The sequence below is a fragment of the Dyadobacter sp. AC419 genome (assembly GCF_979253085.1).
The window spans coordinates 1-24,190 of sequence record NZ_CEEDCD010000028.1; the positions used below are offsets into that span (position 1 = coordinate 1).

General features: G+C 44.4%; 31 protein-coding genes, 1 tRNA gene and 2 pseudogenes. 17 read left to right on the forward strand and 17 right to left on the reverse strand.

Features of this window, described 5'->3' with window-relative positions; genetic code table 11:
- Positions 1-81 precede the first annotated feature (81 nt).
- The 8 genes from AC0IYG_RS27790 to AC0IYG_RS27825 all read right to left on the reverse strand — a co-directional run bounded on the left by AC0IYG_RS27790 (position 82) and on the right by AC0IYG_RS27825 (position 3,048).
- On the reverse strand, positions 82-615 hold the full coding sequence (locus AC0IYG_RS27790; protein WP_471714351.1) for a hypothetical protein: 534 nt from the start codon (positions 613-615) through the stop codon (positions 82-84).
- Positions 612-797 (reverse strand): hypothetical protein, encoded by a 186-nt coding sequence (locus tag AC0IYG_RS27795; protein ID WP_471714352.1) that lies wholly within the window; start codon positions 795-797, stop codon positions 612-614. Before AC0IYG_RS27795 ends, AC0IYG_RS27790 begins: the two co-directional genes overlap by 4 nt.
- The gene (locus tag AC0IYG_RS27800) at positions 797-1,096 is read right to left on the reverse strand and encodes a hypothetical protein (protein WP_471714353.1); all 300 of its coding nucleotides are present in this window, start codon (positions 1,094-1,096) and stop codon (positions 797-799) included. The genes AC0IYG_RS27795 and AC0IYG_RS27800 overlap by 1 nt, the downstream gene beginning before the upstream one ends.
- A 10-nt stretch (positions 1,097-1,106) precedes the next feature.
- Positions 1,107-1,490: a hypothetical protein gene (locus AC0IYG_RS27805; RefSeq protein ID WP_471714354.1), complete on the reverse strand. Its 384-nt coding sequence runs from the start codon at positions 1,488-1,490 to the stop codon at positions 1,107-1,109.
- A 15-nt stretch (positions 1,491-1,505) separates the two neighbouring features.
- Positions 1,506-1,727, reverse strand: a complete 222-nt coding sequence (locus tag AC0IYG_RS27810) for a hypothetical protein (protein WP_471714355.1) — start codon at positions 1,725-1,727, stop codon at positions 1,506-1,508.
- 79 nt (positions 1,728-1,806) lie between these two features.
- Positions 1,807-2,049: a hypothetical protein gene (locus tag AC0IYG_RS27815; protein ID WP_471714356.1), complete on the reverse strand. Its 243-nt coding sequence runs from the start codon at positions 2,047-2,049 to the stop codon at positions 1,807-1,809.
- Positions 2,009-2,383, reverse strand: a complete 375-nt coding sequence (locus tag AC0IYG_RS27820; protein WP_471714357.1) for a hypothetical protein — start codon at positions 2,381-2,383, stop codon at positions 2,009-2,011. The genes AC0IYG_RS27815 and AC0IYG_RS27820 overlap by 41 nt, the downstream gene beginning before the upstream one ends.
- A gap of 143 nt (positions 2,384-2,526) precedes the next feature.
- Complete coding sequence (locus tag AC0IYG_RS27825; RefSeq protein ID WP_471714358.1) at positions 2,527-3,048, reverse strand: DKNYY domain-containing protein; 522 nt, start codon at positions 3,046-3,048, stop codon at positions 2,527-2,529.
- 203 nt (positions 3,049-3,251) lie between these two features.
- Between AC0IYG_RS27825 and AC0IYG_RS27830 the strand changes: the two genes are divergently transcribed.
- Genes AC0IYG_RS27830 through AC0IYG_RS27840 form a run of 3 tightly spaced genes read left to right on the forward strand, consistent with a single transcriptional unit; the run spans position 3,252 to position 7,572 of the window.
- Entirely contained in the window at positions 3,252-3,761 is a 510-nt protein-coding gene (locus tag AC0IYG_RS27830; protein ID WP_471714359.1) for a two-component regulator propeller domain-containing protein, read from the forward strand.
- 5 nt (positions 3,762-3,766) lie between these two features.
- Complete coding sequence (locus tag AC0IYG_RS27835) at positions 3,767-6,811, forward strand: histidine kinase (RefSeq protein WP_471714360.1); 3,045 nt, start codon at positions 3,767-3,769, stop codon at positions 6,809-6,811.
- 8 nt (positions 6,812-6,819) lie between these two features.
- Entirely contained in the window at positions 6,820-7,572 is a 753-nt protein-coding gene (locus AC0IYG_RS27840) for a LytR/AlgR family response regulator transcription factor (protein WP_471714361.1), read from the forward strand.
- Positions 7,573-7,593: 21 nt separating this feature from the next.
- Here AC0IYG_RS27840 and AC0IYG_RS27845 read toward each other — a convergent pair whose 3' ends face one another.
- From AC0IYG_RS27845 to AC0IYG_RS27860, 4 genes are all read right to left on the reverse strand, one after another.
- Positions 7,594-9,504, reverse strand: coding sequence for an ATP-binding protein (locus AC0IYG_RS27845; protein ID WP_471714362.1), 1,911 nt, complete (start codon positions 9,502-9,504; stop codon positions 7,594-7,596).
- Positions 9,505-9,643: 139 nt separating this feature from the next.
- The gene (locus tag AC0IYG_RS27850; protein ID WP_471714363.1) at positions 9,644-10,045 is read right to left on the reverse strand and encodes a response regulator; all 402 of its coding nucleotides are present in this window, start codon (positions 10,043-10,045) and stop codon (positions 9,644-9,646) included.
- Between the two features lie 96 nt (positions 10,046-10,141).
- Complete coding sequence (locus AC0IYG_RS27855; RefSeq protein WP_471714364.1) at positions 10,142-12,697, reverse strand: PAS domain S-box protein; 2,556 nt, start codon at positions 12,695-12,697, stop codon at positions 10,142-10,144.
- Between the two features lie 197 nt (positions 12,698-12,894).
- Positions 12,895-13,296: a DoxX family protein gene (locus AC0IYG_RS27860; protein WP_471714365.1), complete on the reverse strand. Its 402-nt coding sequence runs from the start codon at positions 13,294-13,296 to the stop codon at positions 12,895-12,897.
- Between the two features lie 117 nt (positions 13,297-13,413).
- On the opposite strand from AC0IYG_RS27860, the gene AC0IYG_RS27865 reads away from it, so the two are divergent.
- Complete coding sequence (locus AC0IYG_RS27865; protein ID WP_471714366.1) at positions 13,414-13,752, forward strand: winged helix-turn-helix transcriptional regulator; 339 nt, start codon at positions 13,414-13,416, stop codon at positions 13,750-13,752.
- A gap of 125 nt (positions 13,753-13,877) precedes the next feature.
- Here AC0IYG_RS27865 and AC0IYG_RS27870 read toward each other — a convergent pair.
- The 4 genes and pseudogenes from AC0IYG_RS27870 to AC0IYG_RS27885 all read right to left on the reverse strand — a co-directional run bounded on the left by AC0IYG_RS27870 (position 13,878) and on the right by AC0IYG_RS27885 (position 16,117).
- A tRNA-Asn gene (locus tag AC0IYG_RS27870) sits at positions 13,878-13,951 on the reverse strand.
- Positions 13,952-14,036: 85 nt separating this feature from the next.
- Positions 14,037-14,318: a hypothetical protein gene (locus AC0IYG_RS27875; protein ID WP_471714367.1), complete on the reverse strand. Its 282-nt coding sequence runs from the start codon at positions 14,316-14,318 to the stop codon at positions 14,037-14,039.
- 23 nt (positions 14,319-14,341) lie between these two features.
- Positions 14,342-14,965, reverse strand: a pseudogene (gene rsmG, locus AC0IYG_RS27880) (16S rRNA (guanine(527)-N(7))-methyltransferase RsmG).
- A gap of 3 nt (positions 14,966-14,968) precedes the next feature.
- Positions 14,969-16,117 (reverse strand): glycosyltransferase, encoded by a 1,149-nt coding sequence (locus AC0IYG_RS27885; RefSeq protein WP_471714368.1) that lies wholly within the window; start codon positions 16,115-16,117, stop codon positions 14,969-14,971.
- A gap of 81 nt (positions 16,118-16,198) precedes the next feature.
- Between AC0IYG_RS27885 and tgt the strand changes: the two genes are divergently transcribed.
- The 13 genes and pseudogenes from tgt to AC0IYG_RS27950 all read left to right on the forward strand — a co-directional run bounded on the left by tgt (position 16,199) and on the right by AC0IYG_RS27950 (position 23,964).
- On the forward strand, positions 16,199-17,332 hold the full coding sequence (gene tgt, locus AC0IYG_RS27890) for a tRNA guanosine(34) transglycosylase Tgt (protein WP_471714369.1): 1,134 nt from the start codon (positions 16,199-16,201) through the stop codon (positions 17,330-17,332).
- A gap of 222 nt (positions 17,333-17,554) precedes the next feature.
- Entirely contained in the window at positions 17,555-18,232 is a 678-nt protein-coding gene (locus tag AC0IYG_RS27895; protein WP_471714370.1) for a hypothetical protein, read from the forward strand.
- Complete coding sequence (locus tag AC0IYG_RS27900) at positions 18,219-18,437, forward strand: hypothetical protein (protein WP_471714371.1); 219 nt, start codon at positions 18,219-18,221, stop codon at positions 18,435-18,437. The genes AC0IYG_RS27895 and AC0IYG_RS27900 overlap by 14 nt, the downstream gene beginning before the upstream one ends.
- Before the next feature lie 47 nt (positions 18,438-18,484).
- A complete protein-coding gene (locus AC0IYG_RS27905) occupies positions 18,485-19,018 on the forward strand; it encodes an OmpA family protein (protein WP_471714372.1) in 534 nt (177 codons plus the stop codon).
- 314 nt (positions 19,019-19,332) lie between these two features.
- Positions 19,333-19,581, forward strand: a complete 249-nt coding sequence (locus tag AC0IYG_RS27910) for a hypothetical protein (RefSeq protein WP_471714373.1) — start codon at positions 19,333-19,335, stop codon at positions 19,579-19,581.
- Between the two features lie 63 nt (positions 19,582-19,644).
- Positions 19,645-19,797: a UDP-galactopyranose mutase gene (locus AC0IYG_RS27915; protein WP_471714381.1), complete on the forward strand. Its 153-nt coding sequence runs from the start codon at positions 19,645-19,647 to the stop codon at positions 19,795-19,797.
- 13 nt (positions 19,798-19,810) lie between these two features.
- A pseudogene (locus AC0IYG_RS27920) lies at positions 19,811-20,257 on the forward strand (UDP-galactopyranose mutase).
- Positions 20,258-20,547: 290 nt separating this feature from the next.
- Positions 20,548-20,742, forward strand: coding sequence for a hypothetical protein (locus AC0IYG_RS27925; protein ID WP_471714374.1), 195 nt, complete (start codon positions 20,548-20,550; stop codon positions 20,740-20,742).
- Positions 20,743-20,902: 160 nt separating this feature from the next.
- Positions 20,903-21,271, forward strand: coding sequence for a hypothetical protein (locus tag AC0IYG_RS27930; protein ID WP_471714375.1), 369 nt, complete (start codon positions 20,903-20,905; stop codon positions 21,269-21,271).
- A gap of 342 nt (positions 21,272-21,613) precedes the next feature.
- Complete coding sequence (locus AC0IYG_RS27935) at positions 21,614-22,762, forward strand: polysaccharide biosynthesis tyrosine autokinase (protein WP_471714376.1); 1,149 nt, start codon at positions 21,614-21,616, stop codon at positions 22,760-22,762.
- Positions 22,692-23,552 (forward strand): N-acetylneuraminate synthase family protein, encoded by an 861-nt coding sequence (locus tag AC0IYG_RS27940; protein ID WP_471714377.1) that lies wholly within the window; start codon positions 22,692-22,694, stop codon positions 23,550-23,552. Before AC0IYG_RS27935 ends, AC0IYG_RS27940 begins: the two co-directional genes overlap by 71 nt.
- A 25-nt stretch (positions 23,553-23,577) precedes the next feature.
- Positions 23,578-23,736, forward strand: a complete 159-nt coding sequence (locus AC0IYG_RS27945) for a hypothetical protein (RefSeq protein ID WP_471714378.1) — start codon at positions 23,578-23,580, stop codon at positions 23,734-23,736.
- A 39-nt stretch (positions 23,737-23,775) separates the two neighbouring features.
- Positions 23,776-23,964 (forward strand): hypothetical protein, encoded by a 189-nt coding sequence (locus tag AC0IYG_RS27950; RefSeq protein WP_471714379.1) that lies wholly within the window; start codon positions 23,776-23,778, stop codon positions 23,962-23,964.
- A 4-nt stretch (positions 23,965-23,968) separates the two neighbouring features.
- On the opposite strand, the gene AC0IYG_RS27955 is transcribed toward AC0IYG_RS27950, so the two are convergent.
- On the reverse strand, positions 23,969-24,190 hold a 222-nt coding region (locus tag AC0IYG_RS27955; protein WP_471714380.1), incomplete at its 5' end, for a hypothetical protein.

A 24,190-nucleotide genomic window follows, 5' to 3' on the forward strand; every position in this document is an offset into this window, starting at 1 on the left:
GTGCATCTACTCGTTCGGTTGTGCCATGAAAACTCGGGTGTTTAACCGAGCCTCTCATTGTCCGTTCTCTAGTTTTCGCATTTATCGTGAAACGCTTTCGCGTTTTTCGTGCGCCGCTTTGGACATTACATTGGCCATATCCTTCATGGCGGAATTCATGCTGAACCGGTGCAGATCAGTGCCAAACGAATTGGGAGCAAACCCCTGCTTAATGGCCGGCGCCGCCTGATCAAACCAAAAACCTGCCCCGCCATGCCCCAGATCAAACAAAACACCGCGCTTTTTTGCTTCCAAAACAAATGGTCGCACTTTGCCGTCGTCATCAATGATCGGCATCCGTTCTTTGATATTTTCAAATGTGTGGGTGATCATATCGCCGTCATTTAATCTTGCCAATTGATCCTGCAAACTGTATTGCGGCAAATGACATTCTACAAATAATGGCTTTTCAATCGTTCTGGCCGCTTTTACTGCGTTGTCAAAAGGCGTCCAGTCGCTGCCGTTATAGTGCCCGATTTTTATCCCGACAATGATGTCCGAATATTTATTAATGATGGGAAGCAGCGAATCGGACTGCATATCGGCGAGATTCTGCTCGTGCGCTTCACCCGTCATTCCGTCACCTGCAATGTTAAGAAAAAGCCAGAATTCTTGTTTCGGATTGATCTGCTGACCTGCGGTTTGAACAAAGGAAAGCTGCGCCAGCCCGAAGTGCCCGCATCGACAACCGTCGTAACGCCTGACCGAAATGTGAAATCATAGGGCGAAACGCTGTTAACGCCGTTTGCCGAAATCATCACCGTTGGGCCCTCAAAACATACATGTGCATATCAATAAAACCGGGCGTTACATACAATCCTTTGGCTTGAACGTGTTCGGCAGGCTCGCTAATGTTGGCATCTATCTTTGCAATGTTGCCTTTGCTAATGGCAATGTCCATCACCTTGTCAATGCCGTTGGCTGCGTCAATCACATGTCCGCCCCTGATGAGCAAGTCATATTTTTGAGCAAAAGCATTACTAAAACACATTGCCGTCAGCAGAATGATGCTTGCGAACTTCGTCTGAATGAATCGGCCAATGCCGGTTCTGTTCATATCGGTAAGCTTATTTGGCTGACATTTCCGTTTCCCAGGCCGCGGCGCTGATGCCGTTCAGGTCCCACACAATTTTTCCTGCGCGAATGGTGAGTTCTGCTTCCAGCTTTTTATCGCCTTTCAATGTTAATTTCCGTGCATCCAAAAAACCGAAATCTCCTTTTCTCAGATTAAATACGGCCACATCCGCCTCGGAGCCGACCGACAAAGTGCCCAGATCAGGCCGCTTGATGGTTTGGGCAGGATCCAGGTTGCCTAGTAAAATGGCGTCAGGAAGTGACATGCCCATGTTCAGGAATTTGGAAATAACATTGTCCAGGCCCTTCATTCCGCCATTCATGCTGTCGGTGTGCAGGTCTGTGCTGATCACATTGGGTTTAAAACCTTGCTGCATGGCGGGAATCACCTATCACCAAGCAAATGCGCCGCCGCCGTGGCCGACATCGAAAATGAGCCCGTTTTTCTGCGCTTCAAGCACAAATGGCTTCACTTTATTATTTTCATCCACCACGGTTTCTCGGTTTGCAGGCCGTGGGAATAATCTGTAGTGAGAAATGTCACCGGGACGCAGATATTCTTTGAACAGCTTTTCAATGGACAACGGCGGCTGGTGCTCGCCGAAATCCACCATAACCGGCACTTCTGCCAGTTTCCCGGCTTCAACGGCATTTTTAACCTGCGCCGTACGTCGCCCCAGTAATGTGCTGATTTTATGCCGACAAGGATCTTTGGAAAAGCTTTTTGACGATATTGGCGGCCATAACCGGGTTCATGTCCGTCAAATCCTGCTCTTCATAACGGCTCGCCATCCCCGTGCCGACAATGTTCAGAAAGGCGAGCACACGCGTTTGAGCTTGATCAATGGTTTGTGCTTTGAAAGTCCGGAAGTTGCGCCAGCCTGACGAACCTGCGTCAACAACGGTCGATAATGCCGGAGCGAAAAGTGAATCCATCAGGCGGAAGACTTGTGGAAGCATTGGCAATGTAAGCGTCGGGGACGGTGCCGTGGAAAACGTGAGCGTGCATGTCAATCAGCCCGGGTGTTACGTAAAATCCTTTGACCTCAACCACTTTTTTGGCTTGTGCAGCGGGAATATTGGCTGCAACGCGGGTGATTTTGCCGCCTGCTATGGCGACGTCCATAATGGCATCAATGTTGTTTTTTGGATCAATGACGTGACCGCCTTTTAAGAGCAAATCAATTTCCTGCGCATAGGAAAATTGGGGCAAAAATAGAAAGAGCATTAAGCACAGAAATCCGGCAACGCGGTCCGGCGTTCTTTGCATGCGAGCAAGCCAACATTTGTTAAGAGTTTAGTTCTGATCTTATTCATATACAAGGCAGTAAAGTCAAAATATTACTTAAAGAAAAAGGCGCTTTGCTGCGCCTTTTGAATAATGTTATGTTTTTTGTTTTAATAATCTTGTTCTCACCAATTAAGCGCCCTTTTTCCAGGGAAATGTTTGGCATTCAGCACCTCATAAGTGGACGGCTCGCAGTCCGTAAGTTTTGAGCCGCGCCAATATACATGCTTTTCATCCAGACTGTAATATTGATTAAGGACCTGAAAACTGTCCGGATTCGCTCCCTTAATGATCTTGAAAGACGTGTGGCTGATCAGATAAGCATGGATGCAATCTCTTGAATAACCATGAGGAAGGGGTTCAAATGAAGTCACATCCGGACCGTCAAACCGGGTTCCATTTACAAATATGCTTTCCCGGTCTTTATAGTAAGTGAGGGAATCGATTTTTGCTATCAGCTGAAAATGGTCCGGGTCATTGGAAATAATGCGGCCGGCGTAAAAAACGTGGTTGATATCTTTTGAAATATGGCAGTCGACCTCAATGAAGTGATCCGGATCTATACGATAACCTGCCTCTTTCGGGTGTGACTCCCTGGATTTCCCTGCTTTCTTAATGCGTCTTGCAAGGGCGCTGATGTTGATCATAACAAACGTTGATTTGGATTTCTCATGGCTAAATGCCTTTCTTTCAGTAATAAAGTTTGTCTAGATGGCCCTAAAAGGCAAAACCAAAGAGGGAACGGTTGGTTCTGGTTATTTAACGGTTTAGACGCCATTACGCACGCTCGCAAATGAGCCGGCTGAAATAATTTTTTATCAGATTCAAGAAAAAAAAACACATTATGAACATGCTGACGAGAATTACCTTTTTGCTTATTTTTTGGTTAATTCCTCAGGCGATTTTTGGGCAAACAATTTTTCAGAATATCAAATGGCAGGACGGCCTTAGTGCAAAACAGGTTCGGTGTCTTTACAAAGATGAATCGGGCTTTTTATGGATCGGAACGAACAACGGATTGAACCGCTATGACGGCGCGGTTGTGAAACAATATAAGCATGGCACAAAGCAGAAGAATTTGCTGATCAACGCCATTCATCCGCTCGGAAAAGGCGACACTTTGCTGATCGGATTGTTCGAAGGGATTCTTGCATTCGATGTCAGAACAGGCACATTTACCAAGGATAGCCGTTTTGCAGCATTGGACAAGGAAACGGTCGTCACCATAAAATCTGACAATCTCGACCGCATCTGGATTGGGACAAACACAAAGATTTTCATTTTCGATAAGGAAAACTGCTGCCATTATCTGCGGTTATACCCGCTGCGGGCAAATTCGGCGGCCCTGATTTTGGCTTGACCGCCATGGTTTGGGACACCACGCGAAACGGCTTCTGGATCGGTGGAAGCAAGCCTTATTTCATTGATATTCAAAAGAAAGCGCTTTATGACAAAGACAACAATCCGTTCAAAAGCCCTGTCTTGAATGTCAGTTATGTAAATGCGATCGCCGTTGATCATCACGGCGATGTTTGGTATGGATGCGATGCGAACCCTTCGCTCAACTTCTGGAACGCCAAAACCGGAGCTGTTGAAAGCTTTTCCGAGCTTGACGGAAAGCAAATAAGCGACGGCATTAATCACTTATTTATTGATCACAAAGACAGGCTTTGGATTTCTACATGGCTGTTTGCCGCTTTCATCAAAGAGCCGGATAAGCCGATTAAGAAGATTGAATACGACCAAAATCTGTCCTACTGCATTGGATATGGACATTTTAGAGATGCGATAACAGACAAAGAAGGGAATGTGTGGCTGGGGACGATCAATGGCGTCAGCAAAAGTCAGGCGCAATATCCGCTGCAAGCGATTTACCAATTGCCCAATTTCAAATTTTTCCTCGAAACGGGCTTTGCCCACGCCAACTCCATTACGGTTGACAAAAATCTGATCATGGCCTGCAAAGAGGACGGCGTGGTGGCTTACAACACAGACAACCGGACTTACAAGCGCTATATTGTAACAAACGACAATTTGCGAAGGAACCGCTTTGTGATGGCCACGAAGGCAAAAGATGCATGGTGGTTTGTAGGCAATGATGGCGTGTATTATTTGCCAAATGGCGGCGAAAAGCTGATCAGGTTTGAGCAAATTAAGCAAGACATGCCGAGCCGCTATGCGAATTTCGTATTTACGGATCACAAGGGCAATGTATGGTTTCAGATCCTGGAAGACGCCTTTTATCGTTACGACCCGGTTAGTAAGACGACTTCCCGTTTTGATGGCAAGGACGCTGCAACCGGACTTTTCAACTTCAAAAACAGCATGTCTCTACTGCAATTGAGCAATAAGGATATGCTGTTTTCATTGCCGGGAAGTGGCTTGCTGCGCTTTGATTACAAGACTGAACGCTTTTCGACAGTGCCGGGAAGGAAACTTGCGGATGTGGTGGTTTTGAAAATGGTTGAAGACAAAAAAGGGGATATATGGGCGGCCGTTAGCGGAAAAGGGCTGCTTAAAATCAATAAGGATGGCGTGCCGCTGGACAGCATTGACACGCGGAATGGCTTGTTTTACGATTATTTATCAGCCATTGCCATTGACTCACGCGGGGCGGTCTGGGGATCGAGCAGGGAAGGATTGATGTTTTTCAACCCGGATACGCGTGCGGTCACGAAAGTGGAAATTGATCTGGGCAAAACTTTACAGGATTACTATAACAACCTGACTTACGCGAATGGGAAGATTTATGCAGTAATGCTGGACCATATCCTGGTTATTGACCCGTTCAGTTTCGCCGGGACGCCCGTTAAAAAGCCACCGTTTGTAACGTCTTTGAAGGTTTTTGGTGAGGAGAAACTAAGCCTGGCGAATAACAATGTCATTGAGCTGGGTCCGGATGAAGATTTTATCACATTACAATTCGCATCGCTGAGCCACCGCGACATTCCTGCTTTGCAATATAGTTATCAGCTGGAAGGCATTGACAAAAACTGGGTTAATGCTGGCCGTTCAATCACAGCTTCTTACACGAATCTTTTGCCTGGAAAATATTTGTTCAAAGTCCGGAGCACCGACGAATTCGGCAAGTGGATGACAAAGACGCGGCATTTGCAGATCGTGGTTAAGCCACATTGGTGGCAAACGTGGTGGTTTATCGTTATTTGCGTCATCATCGGCTCCGTGATTGCCGTGCTGCTTTACAGATCTTATTTGCAGCGAAAGGAACAACGGCGGTTGCATAGAACGATTGACTATTTTTCAAAATCGGTTTTTGGGCAAAATTCAATTAATGAAATCTGCTGGGATCTGGCCAGAAACTGCATTTCACAGCTCCATTTTGAAGATTGCGCGGTGTATCTGTTTGACGAAGAAAAAAATAAATTGGTAAAAAAAGCAGCATATGACTCGGCGAGAACGGGCCATATGGAGCCGCAGGAAATGGAAATCGGGAACGGACTGATCGGAACGGTGATTGCATCGGGCGAGCCAATGTTTATTTCTGACACTTCGAAAAATGTTTTAAGCACAATAAATCCGGCCTTTAAATCAGAATTCGCGGTTCCTTTAATGCATGAAAATAAGGTGCTAGGGGTGATTTATTCAGGGCATAGCAGCAAGAATTACTTTAACGATCTGCATTCATTTGCATTATCAACCGTGGCGGCGATCAGTGCAAACAAGATCTCGGAAGCGATTGCGAAAGCGCAGAGCGAGCAAAAAGAATTGATGCTGCTTAAAATCAGTAAAATGCTTGCAGAGAGCCAATTAATGGCATTAAGGGCACAAATGAACCCGCATTTTATTTTCAATTGCCTCAATAGCATCCAGGAATGTATCGTGACTGAAAAATATGTCGAAGCGAGCAAGTATTTGAACAAATTCTCTAAGCTTTTTAGGACGGTCCTGCATAATTCCGGAAAAAATCTGATTACTGTTTTTCAGGAGCGGCAGGTGCTGGAACTGTATCTCGAACTGGAATTGATGCGTTTTGAAAATAGTTTCGAGTACGATATCATCATGGATCCGCAGCTGGAAGACGATCAGGTTGCTTTGCCATCAATGCTGCTGCAACCTTATGTTGAAAATGCACTTTGGCACGGACTGCTGCACAAAGATCACGACCGGAAACTGGTGATTGAATTCCGCCTCATTGACGAAGAAATATTCATTTGCCGCATTCAGGACAATGGCATTGGCCGTAAAAAGTCTTCTGAAATAAAAGCCGGAAGCTTGAAATACAAACAACACGAATCGCAGGGATTAAGGATTACCAAAGACCGGATTGACTTGCTTAAACGCCAGGGAAACCACGCGGAGCTCACCATTACAGACCTTTACAAGCCGGACGGAACTGCCAGCGGCACACTCATCGAAATTGAATTATCAACGTACCTCAACAATGTGTAACATTAAACATGATAAAAGCCCTTATTATCGACGACGAGCCGAAGGCACGGACGGTGCTCAAATATTATCTTGAAAGTTTTGTTCATGAAATAATCGAAATCCGCCAGGCTGAATCTGTTGAACAGGCGCTTGAAACATTGCGAAACTACAATCCAGGCATTGTTTTTCTGGATGTGGAAATGCCCAAGCGGAATGGTTTTGACTTTCTCAGGGCGTTGATAAACCCGTCATTTGAGGTCATATTTACGACGGCTTACAATCAATATGCGGTGCAGGCGATCCGGTTCAGCGCACTGGATTATTTGCTCAAACCCGTTGATCCTGACGAACTCAGGGCGGCGGTTGACCGATATCTGAAAATCCAGCACCGGGATGTTAAAAGTAACCTGATCTTGTATGACAATCTCGTTCAAAACATCAGCAAGAGCGAGATTAAGGATTTCAGGCTGGCGGTGCCGTCGAAGGATGGCGTGCTGTTTCTGACATTGAACCAGATCATACGTTTGCAGGGTGACGGCAACTATACATTTATTCACACCACGAACAGAAAGCCGATCGTTACCAGCAAAACGCTCAAATATTTTGATGAAATGCTGGAAGAATTTGGGTTCATACGCACACACAAGTCACATTTGGTAAACCCTACGCACATTTCACAAATGAGCCATGATCATGCTTACATTGTGGTCTCGGACGGTGCGGAAGTGGAGATATCGCGTCGTAAGAAACTGGAAGTGATTAAAGTGCTGAAACTGCGGTAAGTTGATTGGCAGCAATTCCGCTTATTGCAAAGAGCTGAGCTTGTCGACGTCGCCATTATTTTTAACGATGGCGACGTTGGGCAAAAGAATGTAGAATGTAGTGGCCACGCCCGGTTCGCTTTCAAACCAGATCTGGCCATGATGGGCTTCAATGATCTGTTTGCTAATGTAAAGTCCAAGCCCAAAAGGCTGCTCACCGGCCGTTCCAACCCTTTTTGAAGCAGTGAACGGATCAAAAATCTTTGCTTCAAAAGCCTTTGGAATCCCAAGTCCATTGTCCTTGACTGCGATCAAAATGCCTTCTTTCGTTTGGCTTGCATCAACTTGTATCAATCCGCCGGTTTTGCTGAATTTGATTGCATTGATCAGCAGATTACTCATCACCCGTGAAAGCTTGTCGCGATCGACCAGAATGGTTGCATTCACTGATTTTTGAAGCACAATGTCCTGGTTTTTTTCTTTTGCCCTGAACATGAGCAGTTTCACAACTTGCTGAAGAAAATCCGGAAGCTCGATTTCTTCCTTGTGTAATTCGGTTTCTTTCAGGTTAAAATCAGTAACCAGCAAATCGCCGATCATGGTCATGCAGTTTTTGCTTGAATCGTAGATCAATTTTAAGAATTCTGCTGACTCCTCGGGCGTCATGTCTTCATCAATCAGCATCGAACTCATTGCATTAATCGCGCCAATGGGATTCCGCAAGTCGTGCGCGATGATTTTGATCATTTTTGCATAATTTTCGTTGCTGGATTCCAAAGCTTCCATCGTCGTTTCCAAATGCCTGAATTGCATACGGAGCATGCGATTGGTTTTTCGGGTTAACCTGGCCGCACGCCACAAAAATGCGATACTGAGAATCGTAAGCACACAAATGGCAATCGCCAGCCAAAGAAATTGCTTGTTATAATGTGACTTCAACTGCTCCGACTTCAACTCCTGGTCCTTCACAGCATATTGAATGTAATCGATGCTCGAACCACGGTCAATTTCCTCCTGCTTTTCAAAAAGCTTGATCAGTTTTTGTCCATAAAAATAAGCTTGCGCACGATCACCCTTTTTGGCATAAAAATCATTGAGTTTCTGTGCTATTACTCTCGCATACACACGGTAACCCTTGCGTTCTGCAAGGTCCAAGGCTTGCTGGTAATATTGAACCGCTGCCTCCGGATCAGTTTCAAGGTGGTTATTGCCCAAATTGATCAGCAGATCCATACTGAAAAAGTAAAGCTCCATTTTCAAGCCCTTAGCAAGCGTCTGCTTCATTAATGAAATGCCTTTTGCACTCTCGCCATCAACCATATGGCTTTCTGCGCTCAGCTGTTCAATGGCAAGCTGCATCCGGACATCATTGTATTTCTTAGCAATTGCTCCGGCGCGTTCGATTTGCGCATTTCGGTCTTCTCGCTTAAAATCAGCAGGATAGAGCAACACATAATTGTAGATTGCTATCGCCGTAATGGAGTCGTGTGCAATGCGGTTGCCAAGATCAAGTGCTTTTTTAAAATTATCGATCGCTTTTTCATCTTTACCCGTGGCATTATAAACCATCGCAATGTTCATGAGCGTTTGCACAACATTCGACGAATCCTTGATCGCAACATACTGATTGTAAGCATCATTATAATAGCGAAGCGCGAGCTGGGTGTTGCCTTTAATGTCAAAAACAATTCCCATATTATTGGTGGCGTCGGCATTGCCCCGCTGGTAATCAAGTCGGTTGGAGATTTCGCGTGCTTTCAGCGAATAATAGAATGTGCTGTCTGCATTTTGCTCGTAGAAAAGCAAGGCGATTTTATTGACAACATTAACATATTGCGCACTATCCTTGATCTGAGGAAGTGTTTGCTGCAATTTCCGTATCGTTTCAACTTGTCCGGAGGCTGGCGCTATAATCGTGATCAACAACAGCGTACAGCCAATTAAAGCTCTCATTTCAAGAAATTTTAAAAGAGCAGGCATCTATTAATAATATTACAAACAATCTGGTCAAATGCAAACGAAGAACGGTCACGAATATTCGAATGTGCAGTTTTGGCCTGAACTTCTTCTAATGTAAGTTTCGCGGTCAAAATCATTTTTGCTGAAAAAGCGTCTGCAATGTGATCTTGCTCAGCGGTTTTGGATAATAACCGAGCACAATCGGATTGCTGTTGGCATGTTCCATATCTTCCGGATCAATGGAAGACGAAAGGATAAACACATTAATCTGCGCAAGCACGCTGTCTTCAAATAAGCGATATTGGTCCAAAAATTCCCAGCCATTCATCGTGGGCATATTGATATCCAAAAATAGTGACGTTTCACGATTCAAGGCATTATTTCCGTATTCTTCCTGAATAAATGCAAGCGCTTTTTCCGGCTCAACAAACAGATGAATGCTCGCTGCTGGCGCAAAACCAGCGATAATATATTTGCAAATCATGTTGTTTACCGGGTCGTCGTCAATGACAATGAAGTCAGAAGGTGTTTTCATTCAAACTGTGTTATGTTGTCGTTGAGACGGAATTCGATTCGAAACTCGGTGCCCTTATTAACCGCACTATCTACATAAATATTCCCTCCCAGCATTTCAACCTGCGTTTTTACCATAAATAATCCCTATCCCCTTGCCTTCAACATGCTCGTGAAAACGCTTGTAAAGGCCGAATAACTGCTTTCCTTTCTTTTCCAGATCAATGCCCAAACCATTATCAAGGACCGAAATAGTAACAAAACCTTCGTTCAAAATCGTTTTGACGTGAATGGTCGTCGTTACATCCGGCTGCCGATATTTCACGCTGTTGACGATGAGATTGTATAAAATGCTGTGCAGGTAACTTTTTAAGGTAAAAAGCTGAGGCACAGCGCTGAAATCGGTTTCAATGTTCACCTGTTCTTTTGCCAGAGTTGTTTCCAGATCCAGCTTAATGTCCTCTATCATTTGCCGCATGTCAACAAACGCACGCTTCTCACTTACATTTCGCTTGACCTGTAAGATTGAATTGAGGTCTAAAATAACATTATCGAGTCTTTTGACATTGGTCAAAATGCCCTCAAAAAACTCTTCTCTGACTTCTGCGGGATAAATATTTTGGCTTAATAACTCTCCTAATCCGATGATATTCGCCACCGGCGCACGCAGATTGTGGGAGACAATGTAGGAAAACTGTTCAAGTCCTTTCTTGGATTCAATTAACTCGCTGGTAAAATTACGAAGGTCCTCATTAAGGGCTTTTAGCTGCGCTTCGGAGCTTCTTCGCTCGGTAATGTCGCGGAAATAGATCGAAAGCCCGCCGGTCGACGGATACGCTGACACCTCGAACCAGATGGAATCACGTTCATAAAAAGATTCGAAATGCTGGATCGTTTGCTGCTCGACCGCTTTGTGATAAAAACTGTAAAAAAGCGTATCAATGGCATCCGGGAACACATCCCACACGCTTTTACCAATGATATTTTCCTTCGGGCACATGAGCACGCTCTCGGCTTTTTTGTTCCAATAGGTGACGATCCAATTGTTATCGACCGCGAAAAAAGCATCGCCAATGCTTTCGAGGATCACATTTTTTTCTTCAAGCGCTTTGAGCACTTTCTCGTCAGCCTGCCTTTCTCTGCTAATGTCGTTGGCGAAACAGGAAAGGCCCGTGATCTGATTGTTCTCTTTGATGGGGTGAATCGAAAATTTGAAATGACTGACATTGTCGTTGATGATCAGCTTTTTTTCGTATTTCAATATCTGACCATTAAATGCATCGGCGTTAATGTGCTCCCACTCCGGAATGTCTTTCTGATTAATCTTGCCAATAGACTCACTGATGCTGTATCCCGGCTGCACATCTATGCCGTATTTTTCCTTCATTGCGCTGCTATGCGCCTGATTGCAGGCGATATATTTGTAATCACGGTCAAGCGAATAAATCAGCGCGTCGGTGTTGTTGATGATTGCATTCAGATTGGACTCTGAACGTTGCAGCGCTTGCCGGGACTTTTCTCTTTCGGTTACATCCTGCAAAACGCCATACAAACTTATTGGCTTACCGTTGTTATCGAGCTCAATGTGAGTCTGCACATGCAGATATCTGATCTGCCCGTCCTTCCTAATTATGCGGTGTTGATAATTGACAGGCTGCATGAAATCAAACACGCGCTGGTTGCATTGAATAACATATTCTACATCCTCGGGGTGCACAAATGATATCCACGCTGACCGGGATTGGATATTTTCGTCCTCAGACAAGCCATAAATACGGCAAGCTTCCTCTGACCATACGCTGGTGTTGGCGATCAAATCTGTTTCCCAGTTTCCAAGGTGCGCAATGGCCTGCGCCTGGCTCAGACGCTTTTCTTTATGAAGTATCTTTTCCTCGTTGGCCCGTTTGTCGGTGATATCCCGAAAATTATCAACGACCCCATTGATTACCGGATCATGAATAAGATTCGTAATTGTAGCTTCAATCCATCGCCATTGACCGTTTTTATGCCGCATTCGGCCGGTGTGACCGGGCATGGTTACACCGGGATTGGCAAATACTTTTTCCATCACCTTCAAAATGCCTTCGACATCTTCCGGGTGCGTTTTGGAGATAATGTCCATGCCCACGACTTCCTCGGGCGTGTAACCCAAAACAGTTGTAACGGCTGGCGACACATAGAATGGCCGCGCTTCTGCATCAAATATGATTACGGCATCGGTGCTGTTTTCAATCAATGCCCGGAAACGCTTTTCGCTGTCGGTTAGCAACTGCAGCAATTTTTGCTGTTCTCTTTTGAACTGATATTTTTCCAGGCTTTTAAAAATAGCGAAAGGCAGGCGGCCAGACTGATCTTTAATGATGTAATCGTCGGCGCCCATTTTTAAAAGATCCCCCGCAGAATCGTCGGAAATGGCATTTGAGACAATAATAAATGGAATGTCCAGCCCATTTTGATTCAATATTTGCAGTGCCTCATCGCATTTGATGTCGGGCAAACCACATTCGGAAAGAATAACATCGGGGGAGAAGTTGGTTAAGGCAGCTATGAATTCTTCCCGGGTGCCGGCCACTTTTATTTCAGCAACCACTTTTCCTTTTAATAAAGCCTCTTTTACCACGTCAGCCCCAAGCTGTGAATTTTCGAGGTGGATTATATTCAGGCTATTTTCCATTTGAGTGCGTTTAACTTATGCTAACAGTGTAGCGCTTACCTGATCATCCGCAGATGTCAGCCAAAGGGAAGTTACGCAGGTATTTCTATAAATTGATCACATTAAGTCTACAAATAGCAAAAAATTATCCTGATAAAATATCACTTTGACACGGTGAACATGCTTTAAGCGCAATGCGAAAAGAAGCACAGGCAATGCTAGCGGCTCTTCCGAAGATAATTCCAAAGAAATATGATCATTAAGGCAAGGAATGCGACGGCAAAATTGATCCCCAACTGCGAAACCTCGCCCCTTGAAACGTGAAAAATGACTGCGGAAATCATGAGCAAAATAATGCCGTAACTGGGATAAAGCGTTAGAACGGGCCTGACGCGCAACAACCGCGGAAGCGTTAGCCCAACTCCCGCAAGAATATCGACCAAACCTGCAATCTTGACAAGCAGCGGATGTTCAGCCGTCCAGGGCCACATCTTCCCGAGCTCATCAGCCGGTGTAAAAAGTTTGACGTAGCCTGCCCATAAAAATGTCACGGCCAGCAGAACCTGCAATGACCATAGCAATGTGTTCGCAACCTTCAATTTGACCTGATTCTTTTCCATTTCGTTTCTGTTTAAATCCATTGCCGAAACTACTTACCTTTACTATCCATGCGATAGCGCTTCCTGATTGGATAGTGCTATCCATTTAGGAAGTAACTGGAAGTAAACAAATACGATATGTTGAGTAAAGGCGGTTGCCCAAAGACGGCACTTTCTATAAAAGATGCACTGGAAGCTCTTGAAGGGCGATGGAAGCTGCTGATCCTGTTCTCGCTGTCGGGCGGAAGCAAGCGTTTCAAGCAGCTTTCTAAGGAAGTGCCTGGCATAACGGATAAGACATTATCGAAAGAGCTAAAAAACCTGGAAAGTAATAAATTAATAACCCGGAGCGTCTACGACACTTTTCCACCAACCGTCGAATACACAATCACAGATCACGGCCGATCCCTCGAAAATGTCCTCGAAGCATTACATTACTGGGGCCTGGCCCACCGAGCGGTTGTGATTGAAAGTTGAGGCTGATAACAGCAAAGAAGGAATAGCGACTGCATTCCGGTGCGGAATAAAATAACTATTGCAAGTTGACTTGAAACCAAACAAAAAGCCCTTAACAATTGCTTGCTAAGGGCTTTTAAACAGGGCTCCCGAAGTTGGGCTCGAACCAACGACCCTCTGATTAACAGTCAGATGCTCTAACCGGCTGAGCTATTCAGGAATTTCAAATCCGATTAACTATCTGAATTCTGGTGCAAATCTAAGAATTACCGCTATATAGCGCAAGCATAATTTTAAAAAAAATGTCAGCTCTGCACCTGTTGGAGGATTAACTCCTTGACTCTCTTGGCATCTCCTTTTGTAAAATTATTGATAATAATCTCCGGACGCATCCGTGGAATCACCCTTATCGTGGAAAAAAACATCCCACTCTCGATCTCGACACCGGAAATGTCGGAGTAAAAAACAAAATTGTCGTTGCTCTTGAAAAGCTTCCTTACTTTAAACGTCACGCCCTTTTCGCCAAATGTAACTTCGTCAGGGAAAAATGGATTCATCAGGCCGCTGGCGCTATATCGTTCGTTCATGTTATTTAGGTTAATTTAATTGACTATAATGGTACGTAAACGACTTTTTTGGTCTCGAAAAATTTTTCTTCAAAATAAGCCGAAAGGTCATAAACCCGCGACTTTTGTTTGAGCTCTGAAAGTTCCTCCGTTAGGTCGCCTCCTTTTAAGTATAAAATCCCGTTCCTAAGCGAATGAAATGAATTCTTGCTCACATTGTTTCTAACCCAGCCTACGAACGGAGTAATGCGGGTTACGGCCCGGCTCACAGACAAATTCGTATGAGTCGTCCAACTTTTCGGCTCTGACTTGCTCAGCCTTTACATTATCCAGCTTCAATGCCGTGGCAATTTCCTGGACCAGCGCGTTATCTTTTTTCCAATGCTGTCGACCAGGTGAAACTGTGCTTTTGGAAACATAATCGCAAGTGGGATTCCGGGGAAACCTCCACCTGTTCCGACATCCAATATCCCGGTTCCTGATTTGAATTCAAGCACTTTGGCAATGCCCAGCGAATGCAGCACATGACGTTCATATAATGTATCAATGTCCTGCCTCGAAATGACATTCACCTTTGCATTCCAAAACTGATACAGTTCCTCCATTTGCCCGAACTTGTCACGCTGCTCAGCGGTGAGGTCCGGGAAGTATTTATTGATTAATTCCACGATTTACGGGGTTTTCTTTTGGTAAATGCTATAAATCCAAATACCAGATAATATATAAAGAGTTGCGAAATCCATGAATAAAAAAGTGAACCATTCTACGGTTTTATCCAGCTTCAGATTGATCACAATGAGCAGAAACCATTGAATAAGCCATCTTGAAACGAACAAAATAGCCAAACCCTGCAACAGGAAAATGTCCCTGGTCAGCGCGCCAAATAACAGAATGGCGATTCCGGACATCCAGACCGCGATATGCGCTCCTGAAAGCAATCCAAGCAGGACCTTGTTTCTCATTTTATAAAACCTGCTCACAGACATGTGCCGCTGCTTTTGCCTGTACCAGGCTTTCCAGGTCGTTTTCGGAACAGAATAGACAAAAGATTCTTCTTCTATAGATATGGCTGTGTTGGAGCGTGAGGACACTTCGTTTAGGAAAATGTCGTCATCGCCTCCGAAAATGTGCTTGTGTTTGTAAAAACCTTTGTTGGCAAAAAAAACCGATGTCTTGTACAAAATATTCCTACCTACACCCATATATGTAAGCCCGGCGAGCGCAAATGAAAGATATTGGACTGCTGTATAAAACGTCTCACAGCGAATAAACCAATTGAGTAATCCAGGCGCCTTTATATAAGGTGAAAAACCAAGCACAATGTCCTTTTCTTCACTTACACGCGATGTCATGGCGGTTATCCAATGATTTGAAACCGGCCGACAATCCGCATCGGTCATAAGTGCGATAGGATATTTCGCCTGCTTCATACCAACTGTTAACGCGTATTTCTTTGGGGTAACATGGTCAAATTGATCATTAATACGAATGTAGCGGATGTGTTTCCAGTCGAAAATATGCTGCCGGATAAATTCCTCACTCCCGTCATCAGACCGATCGTCCAAAAGAATTACTTCAAATTCGGGATATTCCTGCGCATCAAGTAATGGGATCAGTTCTGTGAGGTTTTCTCTTTCATTCCATGCACAAACAAGCACTGTAACTCCTGGTAACTCGTTATCGTAATTGGTGCCTTTTCCATAAAATGCAAGTCTCGCGAAAAAGAAGAAATAGTAGCATAATTGAACGAACACAAACGCCGCGAGCGCAAAGAGTAAAGAATCGGCCACAATGGAAGAGAGTTGTAAAAATTTTATCATCTTAATGCAAATATAAGGTCATTGTCAGCAATGTTAGAGACCTTAACCCTATTTTTGCACACCACAATTTAAAACCTTTTAATGAAGTTTACATTACAAGTAGAGGATCCGGCATCCAAAGCAAGAGCCGGGTTTATCGAAACAAGTCACGGAACAATTCAGACACCTATATTTATGCCGGTCGGCACTGCCGGAACGGTTAAGGCTGTGCATCAGCGCGAGCTGAAAGAGGATATCAAGGCGCAGATCATTCTAGGGAACACGTATCACCTTTACCTTCGCCCGGGTCTGGACATTTTGCAAAAGGCAGGCGGACTGCACGGATTCAATGGTTGGGACAAGCCCATATTGACGGATAGCGGCGGATATCAGGTTTATTCGCTAGCCGGAACGGGGCGGAAGATCAATGAAGAAGGTGTGGTATTTAAGTCACACATTGACGGTGGCGTACACACATTTACCCCAGAAAATGTGATGGATATTCAGCGCATTATAGGCGCAGACATCATTATGGCCTTCGATGAATGCACGCCCTACCCGTGCGATTTCACCTACGCACGCAAGTCAATGGAGATGACGCACCGCTGGCTGGCACGCTGCTGCAACCGTTTTGACAGCACCTCAGAACTATATGGACACAGCCAGACGCTTTTCCCGATTGTGCAAGGAAGTGTTTATAAAGATCTTAGGATACAATCTGCTGAAACGATCGCCTCATTTGGCCGGGAAGGAAATGCGATTGGCGGCTTGTCGGTAGGTGAGCCTGCGGAGATCATGTACGAGTTGACGGAAGTGGTCTGCGATATTTTGCCAAGGGACAAACCGAGATATCTGATGGGGGTTGGAACGCCCGCAAATATCCTTGAATGTATCGCTTTGGGTGTGGATATGTTCGATTGCGTGATGCCTACCCGCAATGCGCGCAATGGCATGATTTTTACCACAGAGGGTGTAATCAATATTCGCAACGAGAAGTGGAAGGATGACTTGTCACCGATAGACGCAAATTTGGGCGGATATGCCAGTACTTTCTATAGTAAGGCTTATCTTCGGCATTTGATCAAGTCTGATGAAATGCTTGGCGCGCAAATTGCTAGTGTACACAATCTGACTTTTTACCTGTGGTTGGTGAATACAGCAAGGGAGAAGATAATGGCCGGAGAATTTGTTCCATGGAAAAAGGAAATGGAAAAAAAATTAATTCAACGACTTTGAAAGTTCATAAAAGGACGTTTCTTTCGGGTAAAATTTGATTTAAAAAGAAGGAAAGTTTTTCAATTGTATCTACTTCGGTTGATTAAATGATATTGTTAACCTATTTTTGTGCGCACTAGGCATTTGGTTAAAGTACGTTTGGCCATGAATAAAATACAATTTTACTCAGTAATTGACTATAGATCAATCCTAGTTAATCTTAATAACGCTAACTTGAATAGTATGAAAAAAGTATCCCAGTTGATTTGTTCGTTTGCCCTGGCGGCAATGATGGCGCTGCCTTCATTGGCACAACCACTAGAGCAGCCGAATTCTCCGGATTACAATCCCAAAGCAACCTATGATGGCCCCTACAAATTGAACACATGGTCAATTTCTGCACACATTGGCCCATCTATGTTTTTTGGCGATTTGAGAGAATATGATTTCTGGCCTGTTACGAAAACAACTTCTGACAGCCACAAAGAATCCGGTACTCTTCAAGGAGGCTTGACATTAAACAAACAACTTTCATATCTGTTCGGAGCGAGACTTGATGCTTCTATTGGTAATTTGAGAGGTATGAAGCGCCGTAATTACAATCGTTATTTTGAAGGAAACTATTTCGATGTATCGCTTGCAGGAACGGTGAATCTTAAAGGTCTTTTGATGGGACCAAACAAGATGAAACGCTGGAAAGTTGATGCGTATGTAGGTGTAGGTCAAGTATTCTATGATGCTACTGCATACGATTTGACAGGCGGTGTTAAACTTCGCGAAACTGGTAACATGAATGACTGGATTATTCCAACAGGTCTTAATGTTAACTACGAAGTAACAAAGAGAATTGACATTGGTCTTGACTTCCGTTTGAACCATACAAACTCTGATTACATCGACGCTACTTATGGTGGTGACTGACGACAGAACTCCTGGAAGCTTCAACATTGCTGATCAAAAGACTTCACGCAAAGGAAATTCAGAACTGGACAGCTACGGTTACGGATCAGTTCAGGTAACATACAAATCGGGCAAGAAACCATTGAAAGTTGCGAAGTTCATGGCAAAATGGGATTACAAACCGAGAGATACGAAGGCGGTTATTATCACCTGCGTTACACAGTAATCGTAAAGTGTTGATCAAGCCACCCAAAAATCCTTACGCTTGAAGAAATGGATTCTGTTGCTAAGGCTAACCGTCCAAAAGATATCGATCGAAGATTGTTACTTGATACAGATGGTGATGGTGTTTCTGACTTCTTCGATAAAGAACCAAATTCACCAGCAGGAAGCATTGTTGACGGTGGTGGCCGCGTACTTGACTTTGACGCTTACGTTAAGAATGCACTTAAAAATGGTGCAGCTTGCAGCGAGATCTTTGCTAACGTAATGTTCGACACAGACAAAAACACGATCAAGCCAGAAGCGCAGGAAATGCTTAGAAATGTAGCGAAATTGATGAACTTGAACGGATGCCGTCTGCAACTTGCAGGTCACACAGACCGTCGTGCAACGGATCGTTACAACATCGCACTTTCACGTCGCCGCGTAGATGCAGTGAAAAACTTCCTGATCAACGAAGCTGGTTTGACAGATCCTAGCAAAGTAATTGTTGACTACTTCGGCTCATTCAAGCCAATAGCGGACGGTTCAAGACGCGAAGGTCTATTGAGAAACCGTCGTGTAGAACTTAAACTTCTTCCTTAGAAGATAACAATACATTGAAAAGAGAAAGGCTCCCGATGGGAGCCTTTCTCTTTTCAAAAAACCAGAAAATCCAATCAAACTGTCAATTAAGCTGCATTAATGAAAGAATACGATTATCTAATAGTTGGTGCCGGACTGTGGGGTTCTCGGATCTCGCCCGTAACGAAGCAACCAAGAGAGGAAAGAAATGCCTCGTTATCGACCGCAGAGACCATACCGGCGGAAATATCTTTGTGAAAATGTTGTAAGGAATCAATGTTCACAAATATGGTGCACACATCTTTCACACCAATGACAGGGACATTTGGGATTATGTGAATTCATTCGTTGAGTTCAACCGATATACCAATTCGCCTGTTGCCCGCGATAACTTCAACGGAGAAGTTTACAATCTTCCGTTTAACATGAATACATTTTTACCAACTTTGGAAGGTAAAAACGCCGGAAGAAAAAAGCGAAAGCAAAAATCAAGGAGCAGGTTGAGGAAGCTGGAATTACAGATCCGCAAAACCTGGAAGAACAAGCGATTTCATTGGTCGGAACAGACATTTATCACAAGCTGATCAAAGCCTACACGGAAAAGCAATGGGGAAAAAGAAAAAGCGACTGAACTTCCTGCTTTTATCATCAAGCGCCTTCCTGTCCGCTTTACTTTTGACAACAATTATTTTAATGATCGTTATCAGGGAATTCCAATTGGAGGTTACAATAAGCTTACGGAAGGATTACTGAAAGACATTGAAGTAAGAACCAGAGTCGATTTCTTCAAAAGAGCGTGAGGCCTTATCAGAATTGGCTGAGACGATCGTTTACACAGGTCCTATCGACGAATATTTCGATTTCAAATTCGGTCAGCTTGAATACAGAAGCTTGCGTTTTGAGAACCAGCTGCTTGATCAGGAAAATTACCAGGGAAATGCGGTTGTGAATTATACGGATGGTGAAACGCCTTTCACACGGATTATCGAGCATAAACATTTCGAATTCGGAAACACAGCCTAAAACGGTCATTACGCACGAATTTCCACAGGAATGGGAAAAGGCTCCGAGCCATATTACCCAGTAAATGATGATAAAAATTCAGCTATTTTCAATCAATATAAAGACTTGGCAGCTGAGGAAAAAAGGTGTCATTTTTGGCGGACGCCTGGCAGAATATCGTTATTACGATATGCATCAGGTGGTCGGCTCTGCATTGAAAAAAGTAAAAGTGCACTTCGATTAAAATTATTTTATTAATATAAAGCCCTGATATGCTAGCAGTTAGCTCATCAGGGCTTTTTTATTTAAAATATTTTTCTAGATTTTTTCTAAAACAGCGTTACCTAAATTCTGAGCCTGCGTCTAAACTGAAAATTAGAACGCATTGAAGCAGGAACATACATTAGTAAACATCAGACGAGCATCGGCGCTGAGACAAGCGGCCTGCGCACAGCAAGATCACCGCTTTGGGATTTGTGGCACTATCGTCACTGGGTTTCGCTTTCAATTGTGACATGCTTTGCCGCTCGGATTCATCTATCTGAGATATGCCACGCCGCAATTTCCTGATCACCGCCTCCATTCTCGTTCGCGACGACTCAAAAAATTCAGAATTTGATGATACTGCTTTTCTGGAAAGCATGGGATTGTCGCCTGTCAAAAGCAGTGTTGACAACGAAGTAGAAGTGCTGAAAAGACAGAACATTAATGGAAAAGGGCGTAGTTGCAGATCTGCAGCTTAATGTCCGTTATTCTTCCAAAGGCCATGTCAAAACGAGCGAGCTTCTACGAGAAATCGCCATTTAAGCTTACGTAGAATAAGCCCCGGCAAGACTGCTGTCAAGAAGCAGGTAACCTACAAATTGCTTCATAAAGAAAAGTCATTTTACGCTTCAATCCGGTTTGCGGCATTTTGAAGCGAATTTCGGAGAATACAATATTCCCTTGCCGGAAGGAAATGCCATCGTCGCCAAAACCGCCGTATCACCATCCAACGACGACCAATATTCCATTACAATATCTCCGCAAGAACCGATTGTTGCGCACTATCAAAAGGCGCTGAACATTGGCTCCTACACCAACAAATTAGTCAGCACAGTCAACATTTCAATAAACGAGGCGCTGCCGGTAAGAGGCGAAGCCCTTTCGGAAAAGCTGCTATCCAACGATTCAAACTTAAGCATTAATGATAAGAACAGGACCGCCGACAGCACCCTGCAATTTCTAAGTAACAATTTAGATCTGGTTTCTCTTCGAATTATCCAATATTGAAAAGCAGATCGAAGACTTCCAGAAATCCAATAATGTCGCTGATTTGGATGAACATATCCGGCATCTGATGACTGGCCTTGAAGACAATCAAAGTAACTCAACAAATATGCGCTGCACCTAAATGTTGCTGATTCCCTTGCGCATTTTCTAACGAAGAATCCGGCTCACCATGTCCCAGCGCAGCTTTTTACTCAGGATCCCGGGTTCGCCTCGCTTGTCGAAAAGTAGAACGCATTGCATACTGAGGGGCGAGCAAAATGCTCGCGATCACGCAAGAGTCTCATCCCGATTTCCGGCTTTTGAATGCACAGTTAGATCAGGTCAGGAAAAGTTTGCTGGGCAATGTATCTGCGCAACGAAAAGATCTGCGAACGGGAATTGCTGCGCTGGAAGAATTTCGAAAATGACACCCAGGATAAGCTCAGGCAAATGCCGGCAGTTACCCGCCGATTCCTTGAATTGAAAAGACAGCAGCAGATCAAGCAGGATCTTTACATTTTACTGCTTAAAAAGCGCGTGGAGACGGCAGTCAGCAAATCTTCAACTCTGGCTAATGCCCGTATTATCGACAAGCCGAAAGCAGCGCCCGAGCCGATTAGGCCGAATCAGCAACTTATTTTAATGATCTCGGGATTTGTTGGCATTGCGTTCCCGCTGGCAGTACTGCACCTAAAAAACATCTTGAATACGACGATTACTGATAAATCAGAAGTTACGGCAAATCTAAAAACGCCAATCCTGGGCGAAATCAGCCATAACGAAGATTCAGAAGTGACTTTGCTTTCAACCCAGACGCAAAGCCAGCTTACAGAGCAGTTCCGGGTCTTGCGCACCAATGTTTTGTTTTTATCCGCATCAAAACCTGTTCAAGTGATTTTGCTGACGTCCAGCATGGGCGGAGAAGGCAAATCATTCATTGCTGTTAATCTGTGCAATTCTTTCGCATTGACCGGAAAGAAGGTTTTGCTGATCGAGCTGGATCTCCGAAGGCCTCGTATTGCGAAAAATCTTGGACTCAAAACGCATGGCTTCACGGATCACATTGCTTCCTCATCCGTCTTAGAAGAGATTATCCAATCGGTTCAGCAAATGCCAGGATTTGATGCCATCACGGCAGGAACAGTTCCACCGAATCCTGCTGAAATGCTCTCGCTTGGGAAAGTGGACGAAATGATAAATACGCTTAAAACGCAATACGACATCATTATTATCGACGCGCCGCCTATCGGACTCGTCACAGACGCGAGGCTGCTAAGCCGCTTTGCAGATCTTTCACTTTATGTCATTAGGCAGCATTTCACCTTCAAAAGTCAGCTGGAACTGATACAGGAATTGCACGACGCGGAACAGCTCCCTCGCCTGCATATCGTCCTGAATGACATGAAAACAACACCTGGTTATAACTACACATACGGTTACTATGAAAACAAGAAGCGGCACTTTTGGAGTGCCTTTGGGAAATCCTCAGGATCAAAGCGGGCTAACGCTTGATGAAGTCGGGGTCAAAAGGATCTTTATCATTGCAGAAATCGCGCAGGCTCATGACGGAAGTTTGGGAATGGCGCATGCATTTATCGACGCGCTGGCGGAGACGGGCATAGATGCGATCAAATTCCAGGTTCACATTGCTGCTGCCGAAAGCAGTGCACATGAGCCATTTCGAACCAACTTTTTTTACGCAGACGCCACCCGAATGGATTATTGGCGGCGTATGGAATTTTCAGCTGACCAGTGGGCTGGTTTGAAAAGGCATTGCAACGATAAGAAGCTTGACTTTATAGCGAGTCCGTTTTCCATGGCTGCGGTTGAATTGTTAGGTCAAATCGGTTGCGAACATTTCAAGGTTGGATCAGGTGAAGTTGATAATCTGTTAATGCTTTCGCGCATTAGGGAATGCGCCCGGCAAGTCATCCTTTCATCGGGCATGAGTTCGCTGACCGAATTGGACATAGCGGTTAACGTTTTACGAGAGAAATGTGCTCTTTCCGTCCTGCAATGCAACTCCTCCTATCCAACTGCTGCTGATGAATGGGGTTTGAACGTAATCCGTATTTTGAAAGAACGTTACCGGCTACCCGTCGGCTTTTCGGATCATTCCGGAGACATCTTTTCCTGTCTGGCAGCCGCAAGCCTTGGCGCTGAGATCCTGCAATTCCACGCAACATTCGACAAGCGAATGTTTGGGCCGGATTCAACTTCATCCCTTACGATCGATCAGATTGCACAGTTGGTGGCTGGCGTAAGGCAAATTGAAATTGCATTAAGCTCACCCGGTCAATAAGAACAAAAACGCTAAATATGACACTTTGAAGACCATTTTTGGCAAGTCATTGGCCGTCAATGGCGATTTGGATATGGATCATATTTTGACAATCAGTGACCTGGAAACAAAGAAACCGGCGGGCTGCACGGAATTCCTGCGCATGACTAGAAAAATGTGCTGGGCAGTACGATTTGAAACATAGTCTTTCAAAGTGGGATTTCATTCAAATGAGCGATCTGATATGAGCCGGAAAATTTGTGTAGTGATCACTGCAAGAGCCAGTTACAGCCGGATCAAATCACTGCTTTTTGCAATCCAAGCGCATTCGTCGCTCAACTTGCAGCTCGTGGTGACGGGAAGCATTTTACTCGAAAAATACGGAGGTCTGTTTCAGCTGATAAAAAAAGGACGGATTCGACAACATTATTAAGGTTTCAAATCTGCTGGACAACGAAAATCTGACCGCTGCGGCCAAGACCACTGCCCTGGGAATCATTGAACTTGCGTCGATTTTTGAAAACATCAAACCCGACTGAAGCGGCGCACGAAAAACGCGAAAGCGTTTCACGATAAATGCGAAAAACTAGAGAACGGACAATGAGAGGCTCGGTTAAATACCGGTTTTTCAATAACTGAACCAAGTAGGTCAACATAAA

Bases quoted from the DNA above. Each gene is read 5' to 3' on its own strand.
- AC0IYG_RS27790 (WP_471714351.1), bottom strand. From the start codon at position 615: ATGACGGGTGAAGCGCACGAGCAGAATCTCGCCGATATGCAGTCCGAT.
- AC0IYG_RS27795 (WP_471714352.1), bottom strand. From the start codon at position 797: ATGATTTCGGCAAACGGCGTTAACAGCGTTTCGCCCTATGATTTCACA.
- AC0IYG_RS27800 (WP_471714353.1), bottom strand. From the start codon at position 1,096: ATGAACAGAACCGGCATTGGCCGATTCATTCAGACGAAGTTCGCAAGC.
- AC0IYG_RS27805 (WP_471714354.1), bottom strand. From the start codon at position 1,490: ATGCAGCAAGGTTTTAAACCCAATGTGATCAGCACAGACCTGCACACC.
- AC0IYG_RS27810 (WP_471714355.1), bottom strand. From the start codon at position 1,727: ATGGTGGATTTCGGCGAGCACCAGCCGCCGTTGTCCATTGAAAAGCTG.
- AC0IYG_RS27815 (WP_471714356.1), bottom strand. From the start codon at position 2,049: ATGGATTCACTTTTCGCTCCGGCATTATCGACCGTTGTTGACGCAGGT.
- AC0IYG_RS27820 (WP_471714357.1), bottom strand. From the start codon at position 2,383: ATGCAAAGAACGCCGGACCGCGTTGCCGGATTTCTGTGCTTAATGCTC.
- AC0IYG_RS27825 (WP_471714358.1), bottom strand. From the start codon at position 3,048: ATGATCAACATCAGCGCCCTTGCAAGACGCATTAAGAAAGCAGGGAAA.
- AC0IYG_RS27830 (WP_471714359.1), top strand. From the start codon at position 3,252: ATGCTGACGAGAATTACCTTTTTGCTTATTTTTTGGTTAATTCCTCAG.
- AC0IYG_RS27835 (WP_471714360.1), top strand. From the start codon at position 3,767: ATGGTTTGGGACACCACGCGAAACGGCTTCTGGATCGGTGGAAGCAAG.
- AC0IYG_RS27840 (WP_471714361.1), top strand. From the start codon at position 6,820: ATGATAAAAGCCCTTATTATCGACGACGAGCCGAAGGCACGGACGGTG.
- AC0IYG_RS27845 (WP_471714362.1), bottom strand. From the start codon at position 9,504: ATGAGAGCTTTAATTGGCTGTACGCTGTTGTTGATCACGATTATAGCG.
- AC0IYG_RS27850 (WP_471714363.1), bottom strand. From the start codon at position 10,045: ATGAAAACACCTTCTGACTTCATTGTCATTGACGACGACCCGGTAAAC.
- AC0IYG_RS27855 (WP_471714364.1), bottom strand. From the start codon at position 12,697: ATGGAAAATAGCCTGAATATAATCCACCTCGAAAATTCACAGCTTGGG.
- AC0IYG_RS27860 (WP_471714365.1), bottom strand. From the start codon at position 13,296: ATGGAAAAGAATCAGGTCAAATTGAAGGTTGCGAACACATTGCTATGG.
- AC0IYG_RS27865 (WP_471714366.1), top strand. From the start codon at position 13,414: ATGTTGAGTAAAGGCGGTTGCCCAAAGACGGCACTTTCTATAAAAGAT.
- AC0IYG_RS27875 (WP_471714367.1), bottom strand. From the start codon at position 14,318: ATGAACGAACGATATAGCGCCAGCGGCCTGATGAATCCATTTTTCCCT.
- AC0IYG_RS27885 (WP_471714368.1), bottom strand. From the start codon at position 16,117: ATGATAAAATTTTTACAACTCTCTTCCATTGTGGCCGATTCTTTACTC.
- tgt (WP_471714369.1), top strand. From the start codon at position 16,199: ATGAAGTTTACATTACAAGTAGAGGATCCGGCATCCAAAGCAAGAGCC.
- AC0IYG_RS27895 (WP_471714370.1), top strand. From the start codon at position 17,555: ATGAAAAAAGTATCCCAGTTGATTTGTTCGTTTGCCCTGGCGGCAATG.
- AC0IYG_RS27900 (WP_471714371.1), top strand. From the start codon at position 18,219: ATGGTGGTGACTGACGACAGAACTCCTGGAAGCTTCAACATTGCTGAT.
- AC0IYG_RS27905 (WP_471714372.1), top strand. From the start codon at position 18,485: ATGGATTCTGTTGCTAAGGCTAACCGTCCAAAAGATATCGATCGAAGA.
- AC0IYG_RS27925 (WP_471714374.1), top strand. From the start codon at position 20,548: ATGCCACGCCGCAATTTCCTGATCACCGCCTCCATTCTCGTTCGCGAC.
- AC0IYG_RS27935 (WP_471714376.1), top strand. From the start codon at position 21,614: ATGTATCTGCGCAACGAAAAGATCTGCGAACGGGAATTGCTGCGCTGG.
- AC0IYG_RS27940 (WP_471714377.1), top strand. From the start codon at position 22,692: ATGAAAACAAGAAGCGGCACTTTTGGAGTGCCTTTGGGAAATCCTCAG.
- AC0IYG_RS27950 (WP_471714379.1), top strand. From the start codon at position 23,776: ATGAGCCGGAAAATTTGTGTAGTGATCACTGCAAGAGCCAGTTACAGC.